The sequence below is a fragment of the Actinosynnema sp. NPDC020468 genome (genome assembly GCF_040642015.1).
Classification (GTDB): domain Bacteria; phylum Actinomycetota; class Actinomycetes; order Mycobacteriales; family Pseudonocardiaceae; genus Actinosynnema.
In genome coordinates this window covers 42,389-57,556 of the sequence record NZ_JBFAEO010000038.1, presented here as the reverse complement: position 1 = coordinate 57,556, position 15,168 = coordinate 42,389, and the positions used below count along the sequence as shown (strand labels likewise).

General features: G+C 72.2%; 16 protein-coding genes. 5 read left to right on the top strand and 11 right to left on the bottom strand.

The window, feature by feature from the left end; all coding sequences use genetic code 11:
* Position 1: 1 nt before the first annotated feature.
* Together AB0G50_RS25220 and AB0G50_RS25215 are read left to right on the top strand one after the other, a co-directional pair.
* Positions 2-841, top strand: coding sequence for a carbohydrate ABC transporter permease (locus tag AB0G50_RS25220; protein WP_360112841.1), 840 nt, complete (start codon positions 2-4; stop codon positions 839-841).
* 239 nt (positions 842-1,080) lie between these two features.
* Entirely contained in the window at positions 1,081-1,989 is a 909-nt protein-coding gene (locus AB0G50_RS25215) for an NADP-dependent oxidoreductase (protein WP_360112839.1), read from the top strand.
* Between the two features lie 10 nt (positions 1,990-1,999).
* Here AB0G50_RS25215 and AB0G50_RS25210 read toward each other — a convergent pair whose 3' ends face one another.
* From AB0G50_RS25210 to AB0G50_RS25165, 10 genes are all read right to left on the bottom strand, one after another.
* Positions 2,000-2,656, bottom strand: coding sequence for a hypothetical protein (locus tag AB0G50_RS25210; RefSeq protein WP_360112837.1), 657 nt, complete (start codon positions 2,654-2,656; stop codon positions 2,000-2,002).
* A gap of 101 nt (positions 2,657-2,757) precedes the next feature.
* Complete coding sequence (locus AB0G50_RS25205; protein ID WP_360112835.1) at positions 2,758-3,978, bottom strand: cytochrome P450; 1,221 nt, start codon at positions 3,976-3,978, stop codon at positions 2,758-2,760.
* Positions 3,975-5,174: a cytochrome P450 gene (locus tag AB0G50_RS25200; protein ID WP_360112833.1), complete on the bottom strand. Its 1,200-nt coding sequence runs from the start codon at positions 5,172-5,174 to the stop codon at positions 3,975-3,977. Before AB0G50_RS25200 ends, AB0G50_RS25205 begins: the two co-directional genes overlap by 4 nt.
* A complete protein-coding gene (locus AB0G50_RS25195) occupies positions 5,171-6,028 on the bottom strand; it encodes an acyl-ACP desaturase (protein ID WP_360112831.1) in 858 nt (285 codons plus the stop codon). The genes AB0G50_RS25200 and AB0G50_RS25195 overlap by 4 nt, the downstream gene beginning before the upstream one ends.
* Before the next feature lie 13 nt (positions 6,029-6,041).
* Positions 6,042-6,881 (bottom strand): class I SAM-dependent methyltransferase, encoded by an 840-nt coding sequence (locus AB0G50_RS25190; RefSeq protein WP_360112829.1) that lies wholly within the window; start codon positions 6,879-6,881, stop codon positions 6,042-6,044.
* A complete protein-coding gene (locus tag AB0G50_RS25185; protein WP_360112827.1) occupies positions 6,878-7,132 on the bottom strand; it encodes an acyl carrier protein in 255 nt (84 codons plus the stop codon). The genes AB0G50_RS25190 and AB0G50_RS25185 overlap by 4 nt, the downstream gene beginning before the upstream one ends.
* A complete protein-coding gene (locus AB0G50_RS25180; RefSeq protein ID WP_360112825.1) occupies positions 7,122-7,547 on the bottom strand; it encodes a PaaI family thioesterase in 426 nt (141 codons plus the stop codon). The genes AB0G50_RS25185 and AB0G50_RS25180 overlap by 11 nt, the downstream gene beginning before the upstream one ends.
* Positions 7,544-8,362, bottom strand: coding sequence for a ferritin-like domain-containing protein (locus AB0G50_RS25175; RefSeq protein ID WP_360112823.1), 819 nt, complete (start codon positions 8,360-8,362; stop codon positions 7,544-7,546). Before AB0G50_RS25175 ends, AB0G50_RS25180 begins: the two co-directional genes overlap by 4 nt.
* Positions 8,359-9,951, bottom strand: coding sequence for an AMP-binding protein (locus AB0G50_RS25170; RefSeq protein WP_360112885.1), 1,593 nt, complete (start codon positions 9,949-9,951; stop codon positions 8,359-8,361). Before AB0G50_RS25170 ends, AB0G50_RS25175 begins: the two co-directional genes overlap by 4 nt.
* On the bottom strand, positions 9,944-11,257 hold the full coding sequence (locus tag AB0G50_RS25165) for an FAD-dependent oxidoreductase (RefSeq protein ID WP_360112821.1): 1,314 nt from the start codon (positions 11,255-11,257) through the stop codon (positions 9,944-9,946). The genes AB0G50_RS25170 and AB0G50_RS25165 overlap by 8 nt, the downstream gene beginning before the upstream one ends.
* A gap of 182 nt (positions 11,258-11,439) precedes the next feature.
* Between AB0G50_RS25165 and AB0G50_RS25160 the strand changes: the two genes are divergently transcribed.
* Genes AB0G50_RS25160 through AB0G50_RS25150 form a run of 3 tightly spaced genes read left to right on the top strand, consistent with a single transcriptional unit; the run spans position 11,440 to position 14,293 of the window.
* Positions 11,440-12,657, top strand: a complete 1,218-nt coding sequence (locus AB0G50_RS25160; protein ID WP_360112819.1) for a cytochrome P450 — start codon at positions 11,440-11,442, stop codon at positions 12,655-12,657.
* Positions 12,654-13,856, top strand: a complete 1,203-nt coding sequence (locus AB0G50_RS25155) for a cytochrome P450 (protein ID WP_360112817.1) — start codon at positions 12,654-12,656, stop codon at positions 13,854-13,856. The genes AB0G50_RS25160 and AB0G50_RS25155 overlap by 4 nt, the downstream gene beginning before the upstream one ends.
* Complete coding sequence (locus tag AB0G50_RS25150) at positions 13,853-14,293, top strand: PaaI family thioesterase (RefSeq protein WP_360112815.1); 441 nt, start codon at positions 13,853-13,855, stop codon at positions 14,291-14,293. The genes AB0G50_RS25155 and AB0G50_RS25150 overlap by 4 nt, the downstream gene beginning before the upstream one ends.
* Here AB0G50_RS25150 and AB0G50_RS25145 read toward each other — a convergent pair.
* Positions 14,283-15,131, bottom strand: coding sequence for an SDR family NAD(P)-dependent oxidoreductase (locus AB0G50_RS25145; protein ID WP_360112813.1), 849 nt, complete (start codon positions 15,129-15,131; stop codon positions 14,283-14,285). The genes AB0G50_RS25150 and AB0G50_RS25145 overlap by 11 nt on opposite strands.
* Between the last annotated feature and the right edge of the window lie 37 nt (positions 15,132-15,168).

The following is a 15,168-nucleotide window of genomic DNA, read 5'->3' as shown; positions in this document are numbered from 1 at the left end:
TGTGGATGCTTCCTCGGACGCACCGGTCGGCTCGCTCTCGCGGTGGCGCGCCGCGCGCGGGCACGTGGTGCTGGGCGCTTTGGGCCTGCTGTGCGCGTTCCCGATCTACTGGCTGTACGCGACCTCGTTGCGCGCGCCGGACGACGTGCTGTCGCTCTCGCCGTTCCCGTGGCCGCTGTCGTTGGACAACTACGTCGACGCGGCGTCCAAAGTGGACGTCGGGCGGTTGCTGCTGAACACGACGGTGGTGGCGCTGCTGACCTCGCTCGGCCAGCTGCTGACCGGCCTGCTGGCCGCGTACGCGTTCGCCGCCTGGCGGTTCCCGTTCCAGCGCCTGCTGTACCTGCTGTTCGTCGGCACCTGGCTGGTGCCGTTCCAGGTGACGATGCTGCCGAACTACGTGCTGCTGTTCCAGCTGGGGCTGCTGAACACGCTGGCGGGCGTGGTCGTGCCGACGCTGTGCTCGGGCCTGGGCGTGCTGATGCTGCGCCAGCACCTGGACAGCTTCCCGAAGGAGCTGCTCGAGGCCTCGGCGATGGACGGCCGGTCGTCGTGGGCGACGCTGTGGACCGTGGTGGTGCCGAACCTGCGGCCGGCTCTGGCGGCGTTGGCGATCCTGCTGTTCGTGAACGCGTGGAACGAGTACTTCTGGCCCGCCATGGTGCTCCAGCGCACGAACTCGGTGCTGCAACTGGGCCTGCGCAGCTTCATGGGCACCGAGGGCAACGACTGGGGTCCGCTGATGGCGGTCGCCGGGTTGGCCTGCCTGCCGGTGTTCGCGCTGTACCTGTTCCTCCAGCGGCACATCGTGAACGCGTTCGTCCGGTCGGGGATCAAGTAGTCGACCCGAGGGCCGCCGTCGATCCGCGAGGTCCTCTCGGCCGGCCGGTTCGGGTTCGGCACCGGGGTCCGCCGACGGCGGTCGCCTGCCTGCCCGCGTTCGCGCTGCATCTCGTCCTCCGGCGGCACGTCGTGAACGCGTTCGTCCGGTCGGGGATCGAGTAACCCTTTCGGGGCGACCACGACTCCCCCCGCCACCCCTAGGCTCGACCCGGCGACACCGGAACCGGGGAGTGCGGGATGCGGGCATTGCGGGCACACGAGCGCGGCGGGCCGGAGCGGCTGGTCTTCGAGGAGGCGCCTGACCCGGTGCCCGGGCGGGGCGAGGTGCTGGTGGCGGTGCGCGCGGCGGCGATCACGTTCGCCGAGTTGACCTGGGACCTGTCGTGGCAGACGGTGGACGGCGTCGACCGGACACCCGTCGTGCCGTCGCACGAGTTCTCCGGGGTGGTCGACGCGCTCGGTCCCGGCGTGGCGGACGTCGCCGTCGGTGACGAGGTGTACGGGCTGGTGCCGTTCGACCGGGACGGGGCCGCGGCCGGGTTCGTGGCCGTGCCGGTGACCGCGCTGGCCCGCCGGCCCCGGTCGGTGTCGCACGTCGAGGCCGCCGCGCTGCCGCTGGCCGGGTTGACCGCGTGGCAGGCCCTGGTGGACCACGCGGGGGTGCGGTCGGGGCAGCGGGTGCTGGTGCTGGGCGGCGCGGGCGGTGTCGGCAGCCTGGGCGTGCAGCTGGCCACGCGGCTGGGCGCGCACGTGACGGCGACCGCGCGGCCCGCGGACGTGGACTTCGTGCGCGGGCTGGGCGCCGCCGAGGTGGCCGGGTTGGCCGAGGTCGCGGGCGAGTACGACGTGGTGCTGGACGCGATCGGCGGCCCGGCGCTGGACCGCGCGTTCGCCCTGCGGCCCGGGAAGCTGGTGACGCTGACCGCGCCGCCGTCGGCCGAACTGCTGGCGAGCGGGGTGGACGCGGTGTTCTTCGTGGTGACGCCGGACCAGGCCCGGTTGGCCGAGCTGGCCGCGGTGGTGGACGACGGCGGCCTGCGGCCGATCGTGTCGGCGACGTACCCGCTGGCCGAGGGGCGCGCGGCGTTCGAGAGCGGCGGCACGGCCGGTCGGCGGCCGGGCAAGGTCGTGCTGGTGGTCGACTGACCCGGCCCCGTCAGTCCTCCGGCGGGGTGTCCCGCACCCTCGACCTGCGGCGCAGGACCAGCCACCGCACGCCCATCGCGAGGTCGAGCAGGGTGAACACGACCGGCCACACCAGGAGGACCAGCCAGTGGAACGGTCCCCAGCGGCCCGTCGCCTCGACCACGTCGGCCGGGTCGCGCGGGTTGAACGCCACCCGCCAGGTCGAGCCCACCTCGCGGTGGAGATCGCCCTTCAGGGTCGCGCCGTGCCCGCTCGGGCAGTCCAGCCGGAACTCCTTCCACGCCGTGCTGCTCGGCGGGTCCCACTCCTCGCGCACCTGCGCGGACACCGCGACGCAGGTCTCCACCTCGCCCGTCGCGGCGAGCACGATGTCGTGCGCGGACATCGTGGTGATGAAGAGGCCGATGCAGCCCAGCCCCATCGCCGCGGCCCCGAGGATCCCGGTCAGGTCGTCGTCGCCCGACGGTTCGGCCAGGACGACGGGTGCGCCCGCGCCCGTGCCCCCCGCGCTGATCACGACGATCGCGATGACGCCGTACACGAACGACAACGACCACCGCACGGTGAACTGGTACGAGGCGGCCAGCAGGATCGCCTGCGCCACCGGCAGCGCCGCCACGCTCAGCAGCAGCCAGCCCGACACCTTCAACGCCCGTCGCACGCGCACCTCCCGCTCATCCGTGCGACGGTGGCACGACGAGGACCCGCCGGTGTGGAATCCACCGACGGGTCACCCGGTCGCCGGACCGGAAGCTTCCGGCGGCGCGGTCACGCGATGGTGATCGGCAGCTCCACCAGACCCCGGTGGATGAGGCTCGGCTGGTAGGTCGGCACGGTGTCGGTCAGGGTCAGGTCGTGCCGGATGAGCCGGGACAGCAGGGTTTCCGCCTCGATGCGGGCCAGCGGCGCGCCCACGCAGTAGTGCAGGCCGAGGCTGAAGCCCAGGTGGCGGCGGGCCGGGCGGTTGCCGGCGTAGCGGGTCACGTCGAACTCGTCGGCCCGGTCGAACGCGCGCTCGTCGCGGCTCGCCGACGCGGTCAGCACCACGACGCCGTCGCCGCGCCGGAACGTCCGGTCGCCCACCTTCGTCTCGGCCAGCGCGACCCGGATGGTGAACTGGGTCGGCGCGTCGTAGCGGAGCATCTCGTCGATCGCCGACGGGACCAGCGACGGGTCGGCGCGCAGCAGGGCCAGCTGGTCCGGGTGCCGCAGCAGCGCGTGCAGGCCGTTGCCGATGAGGTTGATGGTGGTCTCCATGCCCGCCACCAGGGTCAGCAGGCTGATGCCCAGGACCTCGTGCTGCTTGAGCACGTCGCCCTGGTCCTCCACGTGCAGCAGCATCGACAGCAGGTCGTCGGTGCGCGACGTGCGCCGGCGCTCGATCAGCGCGTGCAGGTAGGCCATGCACTCCTGGGCCGCCGTGCCGCGGGCCGCGATGGCGTCCGCCGGCAGCAGGTGGTCCGGGTCCGAGCCGCGCGCGATGGCCAACTGCCAGCGGCGCAGGTCGGGGCCGTCGGACTCGGGCGCGCCGAGCAGCGCGCCCGGCACCATCGCGACGGCCAGCGGCACGGCGAAGTCGGCCAGCACCTCGGCGCGACCGCGCTCCACCGCCGCGTCGACCAGCAGGTCGACCCGCTCCTGCACCACCGGCAGGAACCTGGCCACCATGCGCGGTGTGAAGGCCTTGTTCACCAACGACCTCAGCCGGCCGTGGTCGGGCGGGTCCATCCGGACGAACGAGCCGGGGATGGCCGCGCTCGGGTCGCGGAACGGGCTGATGCCCGCCGAGTAGCCGTGGCCCCAGTCCGAGCCGGTCAGCACGGCGGCGCACTCCTCGTACCGGGTCACCAGCGTCACCGGCACGTCGTCCAGCAGGAACGGCACGAGCCCGCCCTGGTCGCGCATCCGCCGGTACACCGGGTACGGGTCGGCGTGGTGCTCGGGCTCCCACGCGTCGAACACGGAGAGCACGGGGTCCGACACGGTCACGACAGCCTCACCTTCAGCTCGGACATCCCGCGCACCACCAGGTTCGGCAGGTACGGCGGCTCGGACAGCAGTTCCACCGACGTCGTGCGCGTGGCCAGCGCCCGCAGCACGACCTCCATCTCCAACCGGGCCAGCGGCGCGCCCAGGCAGTAGTGCAGCCCCAGCCCGAACGACAGGTGCCGGTTGACCCGCTCGCCCACCCCGTACCGGTCGAGCACCAGGCGGTCGGGGTGCGCGAACGCGCGCGGGTCGCGGTTGGCCGAGCCGAACAGCAGCAGCACCGCCTCGCCGGGCTGGAACGTCCGCCCGGACACGGTGATCTCGGCCCGCGCGGTGCGGGTGGTCAGGTGCACCGGCGCGTCGTAGCGGAGGAACTCGTCCGCGGCGGACGCGGCGAGCTCCGGGTTCGCCCGCAGCTCGGCGAACACCGAGGGGTTGCGCAGCAACGCGAGCACACCGTTGGCGATCAGGTTGACCGTGGTCTCGTGGCCCGCCACCACGAGGATCAGCAGCGTGCCGATCAGCTCGGTGTCGGTGAGCCGGTCGCCCGACGCGTGCACCTGGGCCAGCGCGCTGACCAGGTCGTCGCGCGGCTCGGTCCGCCGTCGCGCGGTCAGCGCGCCGAAGTACTCCGTGAACCGGTGCACGGCCTCGGTGCGCGCGTCCTTCTCCTCCTGCGACAGCAGGGCGTCCGGGTCGAGACCGCGCGCGATGGCGCCGGAGATCTCCCGGATCAGCTCGTGGTCCGCGGCGGGCACGCCCAGCAGCTCGCACACCAGGGTCAGCGGCACCGGGTAGGCCAGCGCGTCGACCAGGTTCACCTCGCCGGCGGCCAACGCCTTGTCCACCAGGGAGTCCACCAGCTCGACGGCCCGCGACCGGGTGCCCTCGATGGTGCGCGCGGTGAACGCCTTGGACACCAGGCCGCGCAGCCGGGTGTGGTCCGGCGGCTCCATCCACAGGAACGACCCGGGCAGCTCGACGTCGCTGTCCGGGTGCAGCAGCTCGGACTCCTCGGCGTGCGACCACTGCGGGTTCTGGAGGATCGCGTCGCACTCGGCGTAGCCCGGCACCAGCGTGATGCCCATCGGTCCGGGCACGAACGGCCCGGCCGCGCGCAACGCGGCGTAGCTCGGGTAGGGATCGTCGCGCCGCAAGGGGTTGAACACCCCGACGACGGCTTCTTCCAGGTTCACCTGGCCACCTCGATGGTCCGGCAGGAGTCGACGAACGAGATCAGCTCCGACACCCGCTCGCTCGGCGCGTCCACCGCGCGGTTGACCACCTTGATCAGGTGCTCGTACGCGTCGGTGTGGTCGTAGCGGGCGGTGTCGGCGATTTTCAGCGCCCAGCGCCAGTAACCCCGGATCACGCCGGACAGCGGCATCCGGAAGTCGGCGACGGTTTCCCGGATGGGACCCACCACCTCGTCGCCGTACACCTGGAGGTACCGGGCCACCACGTCCGCCATGAACGTGAAGTGCCGCGCCTCGTCGCGCGACAGCCGGGTCAGCACCTCCTTGAGCACCGGCTCGTCCACCACCGCGCGCAGCTGCTGGTAGTAGATCTGGGTGGCCTTCTCCTGCACCAGCGCGTAGGCGAAGTACTGCACCGGGTGGGTGAAGGGCAGCTCGAACCGGCCCTGGCCGGGCGCGACGAGCAGACCGCGCAGGGTCTGCTCGTCGGTCAGCCCGGACGCGGTCTGGTAGCGGGTGAGCGCGCGTGCGTGGGTGTCCTCTTCGGACGCCCAGCGCACGGTGAAGTGGTACAGCTCCCGGTTGTGCTCGTACACCGAGGGCTCGACCGAGCCGTCGACAGGGAAGTTCTCGTGGTAGAGCGAGAAGTAGCCGGGCAGGTGGTCCTCGATGATGGTGATGAACTCCACCGCGGACCGCTGGCCGTCGGTCAGCCGCGCGGCGTCCGCGAGGTCCCACTCCATGGCCTTCTCCACGTGCCACGTGCGGGCCTGCGCGGCGCCGGCGAGGTAGTTCGTCACCACCGACGCCATGTCGTCGGTCGGCAGCAGGCCCGCTGCCCGGTTGGCGGTCATGACCGTGCTCCTCTCAGCGGGAGTTCGCGCACACCAGCGCGTAGTGCTTGGTGGTGTAACCCCAGCCGGCGTTGGCGATGTCCAGGTAGTGCAGGAGCTGGTCGCCGAGACCGGTGGACAGCTCGTTGAGCGGCTCGTGCACGGCGCGCAGGTTCTCGCTCCAGTGCTCGATGGTGCGCTTGTAGTGGTCGGTGAGGTCGTGCACGGCCTTGATGGAGAAGCCCGCGTCCTCGGCGGCCTCCACGAGCTCGGACAGCGGGCGCAGGTCGCCCGAGCCGAAGATGCTGCTGCGCACGAACTCCGTGCCCGGCCGGGTGTCGAACGACTCGCGCAGCGCCTGGTTGCGGAAGCAGCTCTCCGACACGTACAGCCGGCCGCCGCGGCGCAGCGCCTTGCGCGCCTTGGTGAACACCGCGCGCGGGTTGGCCATGTGCACGATGGAGCCGAGCAGCGTGACCGCGTCGTACCCGCCCTCGTCGGGCTGGTAGGTCTCGAACGACGCCACCTCGGTGCGCACCAGTTCGCCCAGGCCCAGTTCCTCGACCCGCTTGGCGATGTAGTCGTGCTGGCGGGCGGCCGGGCTGATGCCGACCGTGCGGCAGCCGTACTCGGCGGCCATGAACGTGATCAGCGCGCCCCAGCCGCAACCCACGTCGAGCACCCGCTCGCCGCCGCTCAGGTCGAGTTCCCGCGCCACGAACGCGAGTTTGTTGCGCTGCGCCTGCTCCAGCGTGTCGTCGGGCGACTCGAACAGCCCGGACGAGTACTTGCGCAGCGGGTCCAGGAATCGCGCGAAGACGTCCGGGTCCTGGTCGTAGTGCTGGTTGGTTGCCGGAATCGCGGTCGCGGTCATGCGCGGGCCTTCTCGACCACCGCGACGACCTCGGACACCGTGTTGACGCCGAAGATGTCCTCGTCCTCCAGCTCGACGTCGAACCGCTGCTCGATCTTCGCGATCATCCGCAGCACCTTGATGGAGTCCGCGCCCTCGATCGAGCGCAGGTCGGTGTCCGGGGTCAGCGCGGCCGGCGTCACGCCCAGCTCGGCGGCGACGATGGTGGTGATCTCGGTGGCCAGATCTGCGGTGGTGGTCTCAGCGGACATCGGGTTCTCCCTGGCGTTGGTAGGAGGCGGTCGCGGTCGCCATGACGGCGCCGTGCTCGTCGAGCACTTCCGCGGTGGAGGTGATCAGTCCGGTGGGCGGGGTGGTGGCCCGGGCGACGCAGCGGTAGCGACCGCCGACGGTCACCACGCCCACGTAGCGCATCCGCATCGACGTGGTGAGCGCCGGCACGCCCAGGCGCAGCACGACGAGGTTGCCCATCGTCTCGTCGCAGACCAGCGCGAGGATGCCGCCGTGCACCACGCCGGGGTAGGACTCGTAGTGGTGGTCCAGCAGGAACGACGCGGACAGGTCGTCGCCCTCGTGCTCGAACTCCAGCGCCAACCCGCGCGGGTTGCGCGGCGAGCAGCCGAAGCAGTGGTGGTCGATCCCGGCCCAGGGCAGGAGCGCGGTCATCCCAGCGAGGTGGCGAGCGCCCGGCGGACCGCCTTGTTGGACGAGAGGTCGTAGCCGGTCAGCGAGCCGAACGTGCGGCGGATCTTGCCCTGGAGCTCCTCGAGCGAACCGGCGTCGGCGACCGTGTCGAGGAACATCTCGAAGCCGGTGTCGATGGTCTCGGTGGTCTCCAGCTCGGCGAGGCCGGACTTGAACACGCCGACGGGGTGCTTGATGCGGTCGTCGGAGGTGTAGAAGTACAGCGTCTCCAGCACCGACGGGATCTCCTCGGGGTGCCGCTCCAGCCGCTTGGCGGCGAAGTGCCGGAACTCGCGGGCGTGCCCGGCCTCGTCCCGGCTGGCCTGGAGCAGCAGCTGCTTGAGCACCGGCTCCTCGACCCACTGCGACACCGCGCGGTATACGTGGTTCACGGTCAGCTCGGAGATGATGTTGGTGGCGAGCGTCGCGGACGGCGTCGAGCCCGGGTCGTAGGGCGCGCGCATCGCGGCCACCGCGCGGTTGTCGACCTCCTCGCCGACGGCCTGGAGCCACGAGGTGAACGCGTAGTGGTGCTGCACCTCCTGGTAACCCCAGATCACCGCGAACGCGGAGAAGTCGTAGTCGTCCAGGAACTCGTTCATGAAGCCGTGCACGGCGGCGATGACGTTGGACTCGCCCATCACCGCGCTCTTGACCAGGGTCACGTACTCCGGCTTGACCTTGGTCAGGTCCACCGCGTCCAGCTGGAGCTCGGCCAGCCGCCAGTGGGTGCGGTCGTAGTGCCGGAACACGTCCAGGGAGTGCATCTGTGCCATCCCGGGCAGGTCGACGGTCATCGGGTTGCCTCCGCCTTCATCAGGTCGCGCATGCCGAGTCGTTGCAGTTTCCCGCTGGTGGTGCGGGGGATCGTGCGGGGTTTGACCAGTCGCACGTCGACCTCGGGCAGCCCGAGGTCGACCGCGCACCGCACCGCGATCGCCTTGCGCAGCGCGGCCCGTTCGTCCTCATCGGACAGTCGGGTCTCCGCGCACAGCACGATCTTCTCGACACCGTCGTCGAGCAGCGCGAACGCCACGCACCGCTGCTGGTGGACGCCGGCGACCTCGCGGGCCACCGCCTCCACGTCGAGCGGGTACACGTTGACGCCGCGGAGGGTGATCATCTCCTTGCTGCGGCCGGTGAAGTACAGCTCGCCCTCGCGCAGGTAGCCGAGGTCGCCGGTGCGCAGCCAGCCGTCGGCGGTGAACGGGTCGGAGCCGCCGCCGAGGTAGCCGCCGGTCACCGCGCCGCCGCGGACCTGGACCTCGCCGACCGTGCCGTCGGGCAGCCCGTCGCCGATCCGGCACGCCATGCCGGGCACCGCCAGGCCGAGTCCGACCAGGCCGCGCGCGTCCGGGTGGTCGGCGGGCACCGGCAGCGCGACGCCCTTCTCCGTCAGCGCCACCCGGTCGCACCACTCGACCACCGGCGGCCGGTCCAGCGGCGGCAGCGTGACGACCAGGGTCGCCTCGGCCATGCCGTACGCGGGCGTCATCGCCTCCGGGCGGAACCCGGCGAGCGAGTAGTGCTCCAGGAACGCCTCCAGCGACCGGACGCCGATGGACTCGGCGCCGTTGAACGCGACCCGCCAGTGCGCCAGGTCGAGTTCGGCGAGGGTTTCGGTGGACACGGTGGTGGTGAGGTAGTCGTAGCCGAAGTTCGGCATCGCGCAGATGGTCGCCTTGACGGCGGCGAACTGGCGCAGCCACGCGCCGGGGCTCTTCACGAAGTCCGCGGGCGACCACAGGGTGAGCGGGATGCCGTTGAACAGGCCGGTGAGGGTGCCGAACAGGCCCATGTCGTGGAACAGCGGGAGCCAGCTGCCCCAGCCGTCCTCGGGCTTGATCGCGATCGCCTTGGTGATGGACTCGGCGCAGGACAGCACGTTGCGGTGGGTCAGCACCACGCCCTTGGGGTCCGACGTGCTGCCGGAGGTGAACTGGAGCACGGCCGTGGCGTCGATCGGCACCGCCGGGAACTCCCGGTCCTCGCCCAGCACCAGCGTTTCCGCCTCGTGCGCCGTCACGTCGAGGTGCTCGGTGATCGGCTTCATCCTCGGCACCGTGACCAGGTGCGTCAGGCCCGCCGTGGCGATGATCTTCCGAGTGCGCCGGACGTAACCCTCCAGGTCGCGCAGGCCCATCGGCAGCGGCAACGGGCAGGCCGCCGCGCCGAGCCTGCTCGCGGCGAGAACCCCTTGCAGGAACGCGGTGTTGTTGGGGCACAGCACACCCACGACATCCCGGGCGCCCGCGTCGTGCAGCGCGCCCGCCATCCGGCGGGAGGTCTCGGCGAGCTCGCGGTAGGTCAGCCGCTCGTCCTCGCCGGGGAACGCGATGGTCTGGTCCGGGTAGCGGGACGCCGCGGCGTCGAACCGCTCATGCACCGTCGACAACGCCGACACCTCCTGGGGAAGCGGATCCGCGGCGCAACACCCGCAGCAGCACCGGCGGGGCGAGCAGCGCGGTCGGGGGGATGGTGAGGTTCGCGGTCCGCATCAGCACGCGGGCCACCTCGGGATCGCGGTGGGCGGCCACGTGCACGCGGCCCACGTAGGCGTTGGTGAGCCGGGTGCGCAGCGGGCGCGGTCCCTCGACCCGCTCGTCGCGCAGGTCCGCGCCGGTGGACATCCGCCACGCGGTGTCGACCGCCCGCGCCGACCGGCGGTAGAACCGTTGCGGCGTCAGCCTTCCCTCGGCGAGCAGGTCGCGCAGCACCAGCGCCTGCTGGCCCGCGACGGTCATGCCCTGCGCGTAGAGCGGGTTGAAGCTGCACAGCGCGTCGCCCACCACCAGGAAACCGTTCGGCGACGCGGGAACCAGGTCGTGGCGCCGGCGCAGCGAGCCGCGGAAGCGGTGCGGCACGGCGTCGCCGAGCGGTTCGGCGTCGGCGACGATGCGGTGCACGTCGGGCACCGGCAGCGTGGCGGCGAACGCGGTGAAGCCCTCGTGGTCGGCGGGCGGGTGGTCGCCGAGCATGCCGGCGAGCGTCACGTGCCAGCGCTCGCCCTCCAGCACGATCGCGCCGCCGCCGCGGAATCCGGGCATGGTGGACACCACGACGCCGCGGTCGCCGTCGAGGTGGTCGGGCCGCCGCCGGTAGAACCGGGACGCGTAGCCGAGGTCGACGTCCACGCGCTGCTCGGCGGGCCGGTGGTGGCCGAGGTCGACCAGCCAGTCCGACGCCCGCGAGCCGCGCCCGGTCGCGTCCACCACCAGGTCGGCGGCGAGCGACCGGCCGTCGTCGCACCGAACGCCCACCACGTCGCCGTTCTCGTCGCCGACGAGGCCGGTCGCGTTGTGCCGCACCAGGGTCACGTTCTCCAGCGCGAGCGTGCGCCGCCGGAGGCCGTCCTCCAGCATCGGTCTGCTCGCCAGCAGCGTGATCAGGCCGGTGTCGGTCGGGTGCATCCGCAGCCCGGACAGGTACCAGCGCGACTCGCGCAGCACCTCCGTGGTCGGCGCGCCCTCGGCCGCCAGCTGCGCGGTGATGCCGGGGTGCAACTCCTCGAGGATTTGCCTGCCGCGCTCCATCAGGCCGTGCAGGTGCCTGGCCTGCGGCACGCCGCGCCGCTGGTCGGCGCCCGTCACGTCGTCGCGCTCGACGATCGTGACGCGGTAGTGGCCGGAGAGGACGCGCGCGGCCAGCAGACCCGCGATGCTCGCGCCGAGGACGACCGCGGAACCGGTCATTGAGGACCACCCCCTGTCGGGGAGGACCTTCTCCCGCCCCGGTGATCGGGACAACGAACGCGGGGCCACGCCTATCGGTCCATTGGGATCTCGTCACGAACCCCGGGATTCAGGGCTCGTTCAGGCCGTCGTCACCCGTGCACCGGACAGTGTGGGGCGGCCCCGACCACGGAGGATCCACAGTGGACGCAGTGACCCAGGCGATGGCGGACCTGTTCGTCCGGCGCGCCGACCCCTACACGCCCGCGCGGACCCTGCGCGAGGCCGGGCCCGTGCACCGGACCCCGATCGGCCTGCACCTGATCACCCGGTACGCCGACTGCGCGACCGTGTTGCAGGGCAACGACTGGAGCCACGCCGACGAGGCGGGCCAGCTGCACCCGAGCGTGGACCCGGAGCGGGCCGCCGAGGAGATGCCGACGTCGTTCCTGTGGATGGACCCGCCGGACCACACCCGGTTGCGCGGCCTGGTGTCCAAGGCGTTCACCCCGCGCACGGTGGCCGAGCTGCGGCCCCGGATCGAGGCGCTGGTGACCGAGCTGGTCGACCGGGCGCTGGCCGCGGGCGAGTTCGACCTGGTGGAGCTGATCGCCTACCCGCTGCCGCTGACCATCGTCTGCGAGCTGATCGGCGTGCCGGCGGCGGACCACAAGGCCGTGCAGACGTGGTCGCAGGACCTGGCGCGCGGGTTCGACCCGGACGTGCTGATGACGCCGGAGACGCACGAGGCCCGCAGCACCGCCGCGCGCGAGTTCATGCGCTACTTCCGCGCGCTGATCGACGCCCGCCGGGCCGAGCCGCGCGACGACCTGCTCAGCGCGCTGGCCGCGGTCGAGGACCGGGGTGACGTGCTGACCGAGACCGAGCTGCTGACCACGTGCGTGACGACGTTGGTGGCCGGGCACGAGACCACGGTGAACCTGGTCGCGAACGGGCTGCTCGCGTTGATGCGCAACGCCGACCAGTGGGAACTGCTGCGCGCGCACCCGGAGTACGTGCCGAGCGCGGTGAACGAACTGCTGCGCTTCGACCCGCCGGTGCAGATGACCACCCGGTCGGCCAAGAAGCCGATGACGGTGGCGGGGCACGACTTCGCCGAGGGCGACGGCGTGGTGGTGCTGGTGAACTCCGGCAACCGCGACCCCGAGGTGTTCCCCGACCCGGACCGGCTGGACGTGACGCGGTACCACGACCGGCGCGACCCGGCCGCCCGGCACCTGGCGTTCAGCCTGGGCATCCACTACTGCCTCGGCGCTCCGCTCGCGTTGCTGGAGATGGAGGTGCTGCTGGCCGAGCTGGTCCGCCGGGTGACCGTGATGGAACCGCTGACCGACGAGCCGCAGTACAAGGCCAACCTGATCGTCCGCGGCTTGTCCGCCCTCCCGGTGAGGTTCGCGTGACCAACGTCTTCGACCCGTCGTTGCGGGCCAACCCGTTCGACCTCTACCGGACCCTGCGCGAGTCGGGTCCGCTGCACCCCACCGGTTTCGGCATCAACCTGGTGCCCCGGTACGCGGACTGCTCGGCCGTGCTGGCCGACCCGGCGTGGGGCCACGGCTACTACGCGGGCATCAACCCGTTCCGGCCCGGTGTCGACCCGCGGTCGCTGCCCGGCTCGTTCCTGCTGATGGACCCGCCGGACCACGGCCGGATGCGCTCGCTCGTGACCAAGGCGTTCACCCTGCGCGCGGTCGAGGCGTTGCGGCCGCGGATCACCGCGCTGGTGGACGAGCTGCTCGACGCCGCGATCGAGGCGGGCGAGGTGGACCTGGTGCGCGCGCTGGCCTACCCGGTGCCGCTGATCACGATCTGCCGGCTGCTGGGCGTGCCGGAGTCCGACCAGGAGCTGTTCGGCCGCTGGACCGGCGCGATCAGCCGCGGCCTCGACCCGGACGCGGTGCTGAGCGAGGAGGAGAAGGCCGCGCGGCAGGTCGCCGTCGGCAACTTCGCCGAGTACTTCGCCGAGCTGATCGCGTGGCGGCGCACCGATCCGCAGGACGACCTGCTGAGCAGGCTCGTGACGGTCGAGGACGGCGGCGACCGGTTGTCGGTCAAGGAGATCGCGGACATCGGCGTGCTGCTGCTCATCGCCGGGCACGAGACCACCATGAACCTGATCGCGAGCGGGGTCTACGCGCTGCACCGGCACCCGGACCAGCGCGCGGTGCTGGCCGCGGACCCGGCGCTCGCGACCGTGGCGGTCGAGGAGTTCCTGCGGTTCGACACGCCCGTGCCGTTCCCCACCCGGGTCGCGCTCACCGACGTGGAGCTGGGCGGGGTGTCGCTGCCGCGCGGCAGCGGCGTGGTGCTGCTGCTGGGTTCGGCGAACCGGGACCCGGCGGCGTTCGACGCGCCCGAGCGGCTCGACGTGCGGCGGTTCGCCTCGGACGGGCCGCGGCAGCTCGCGTTCAGCCACGGTCCGCACTTCTGCCTCGGCGCGCCGATGGCACGGGTGGAGAGCGCGATCTTCTTCCGCCGGCTGTTCGAACGCGCGCCGGACTTCGAGGTGCTCACCGACGCGCCCGAGTACCGCTCCAGCATCTCCATGCGCGGCCTGGCCTCGCTGCCGGTCCGCTTCACGCCGAAGGGACGATCGTGACCACTGCCGACCGGATCGCCGAGCTGACCTCGTTGCTCACCAAGGGACTCACCGAGGGGATCGGCGTCGGCCACTCGCTCGGCGTGCAGTGCGCGGAGCTGGGCGAGGGCCGCGCGGTGTACACGTTGAAGCCGAACGCCGTGCAGGCCAACGCGATGCTGACCGTGCACGGCGGCGTGTTGAGCACGTTGATCGACACAGCCCTGGGCAGCGCGGTCTTCACCCGGCTGCCGGACGCGACGATCTACACCACGTTGGAGCTGAAGGTGAACTTCGTCCGCCCGGTGCGGCTGGACGAGGGTGAGCTGACCTGCGAGGCCACCGCGATCCACGTGGGCCGCCGCACCGCGACCGCCGAGGCGAAGGTGCACAACGCGGCGGGCAAGCTCGTCGCCTACGGCAACTGCACGTGCCTGGTGGAGACGTTCACGGGATGAGGTCGGCGCCCTGGTGCGGCGTTCCGCCGTGCCAGGGCAGCACCCGGCCGTACCGGACCAGTTCGCCGTGGGTCGCCGGGTCCACCGGTCCGAGCACGAAGTCCAGCACCGCGGCGGCGGCCCGCGCGGGCGTGAGCGCACCGCTGAAGTCGTCGAACCACGGCCGCGACGCCCGGGTGTCGACCAACCCCGGGCACACCGCCGCCACCAGCGTGCCGGCCGACAGGTCCGCGTCCCTCCTGGTCGCCGCGACCGCCCGCACCGCGGCCACCTGGGCGACCTTCGACGGCACGTTGACCCACCGCGGCCACCCGCGCTCCTCGGCGCGGCCGGCGCGCGCCGCCGCCACCCAGTCCCCCACCACCCGCTCGACCTCGTCCAGGCTCCGCCCGTCGAACAGCGGCCACAGCGCGGGATCGAGGTTGCCCAGCGTGCCCAACCCACTGGCCACCACGACCAACCGACCGCCGGCGCGCAGCCCGGGCCCGAACTCCCGCAGCACCGCGTGGGCGCCGCCGTTGGCGACCGCCGCGAACTCCTCCGCCTGGGCCGCCTGCGACCGGTCCGGCGACAACGGCGCCACCGCGTTCGAGAGCACCACGTCGACCGGGCCCAGCTCCCGCGCCAGCTCCGCGACCGCGGCGGCGTCGGTCACGTCGAGCACCCGTCCCTCCACTCCGGCCCGTCCACCGACCCGGGACACCGCCTCCTCCACCCGACCACGGTCCCGACCGGTGAGCAGCACCAGGTCCTCGTTCCCGAACCGTTCCGCGAGGTCCGCGACCAACGCGAACCCCAACCCCTGATTGGCACCGGTGACCACCGCGATTCGTGACATGGGACCACCGTAGGAACCGCCGGGTCCTGCGCCTAGC

Bases quoted from the DNA above. Each gene is read 5' to 3' on its own strand.
- AB0G50_RS25180 (WP_360112825.1), bottom strand. From the start codon at position 7,547: ATGACCGCGCTCCTGCCCTGGGCCGGGATCGACCACCACTGCTTCGGC.
- AB0G50_RS25215 (WP_360112839.1), top strand. From the start codon at position 1,081: ATGCGGGCATTGCGGGCACACGAGCGCGGCGGGCCGGAGCGGCTGGTC.
- AB0G50_RS25195 (WP_360112831.1), bottom strand. From the start codon at position 6,028: ATGACCGCCAACCGGGCAGCGGGCCTGCTGCCGACCGACGACATGGCG.
- AB0G50_RS25145 (WP_360112813.1), bottom strand. From the start codon at position 15,131: ATGTCACGAATCGCGGTGGTCACCGGTGCCAATCAGGGGTTGGGGTTC.
- AB0G50_RS25175 (WP_360112823.1), bottom strand. From the start codon at position 8,362: ATGACCGTCGACCTGCCCGGGATGGCACAGATGCACTCCCTGGACGTG.
- AB0G50_RS25185 (WP_360112827.1), bottom strand. From the start codon at position 7,132: ATGTCCGCTGAGACCACCACCGCAGATCTGGCCACCGAGATCACCACC.
- AB0G50_RS25165 (WP_360112821.1), bottom strand. From the start codon at position 11,257: ATGACCGGTTCCGCGGTCGTCCTCGGCGCGAGCATCGCGGGTCTGCTG.
- AB0G50_RS25190 (WP_360112829.1), bottom strand. From the start codon at position 6,881: ATGACCGCGACCGCGATTCCGGCAACCAACCAGCACTACGACCAGGAC.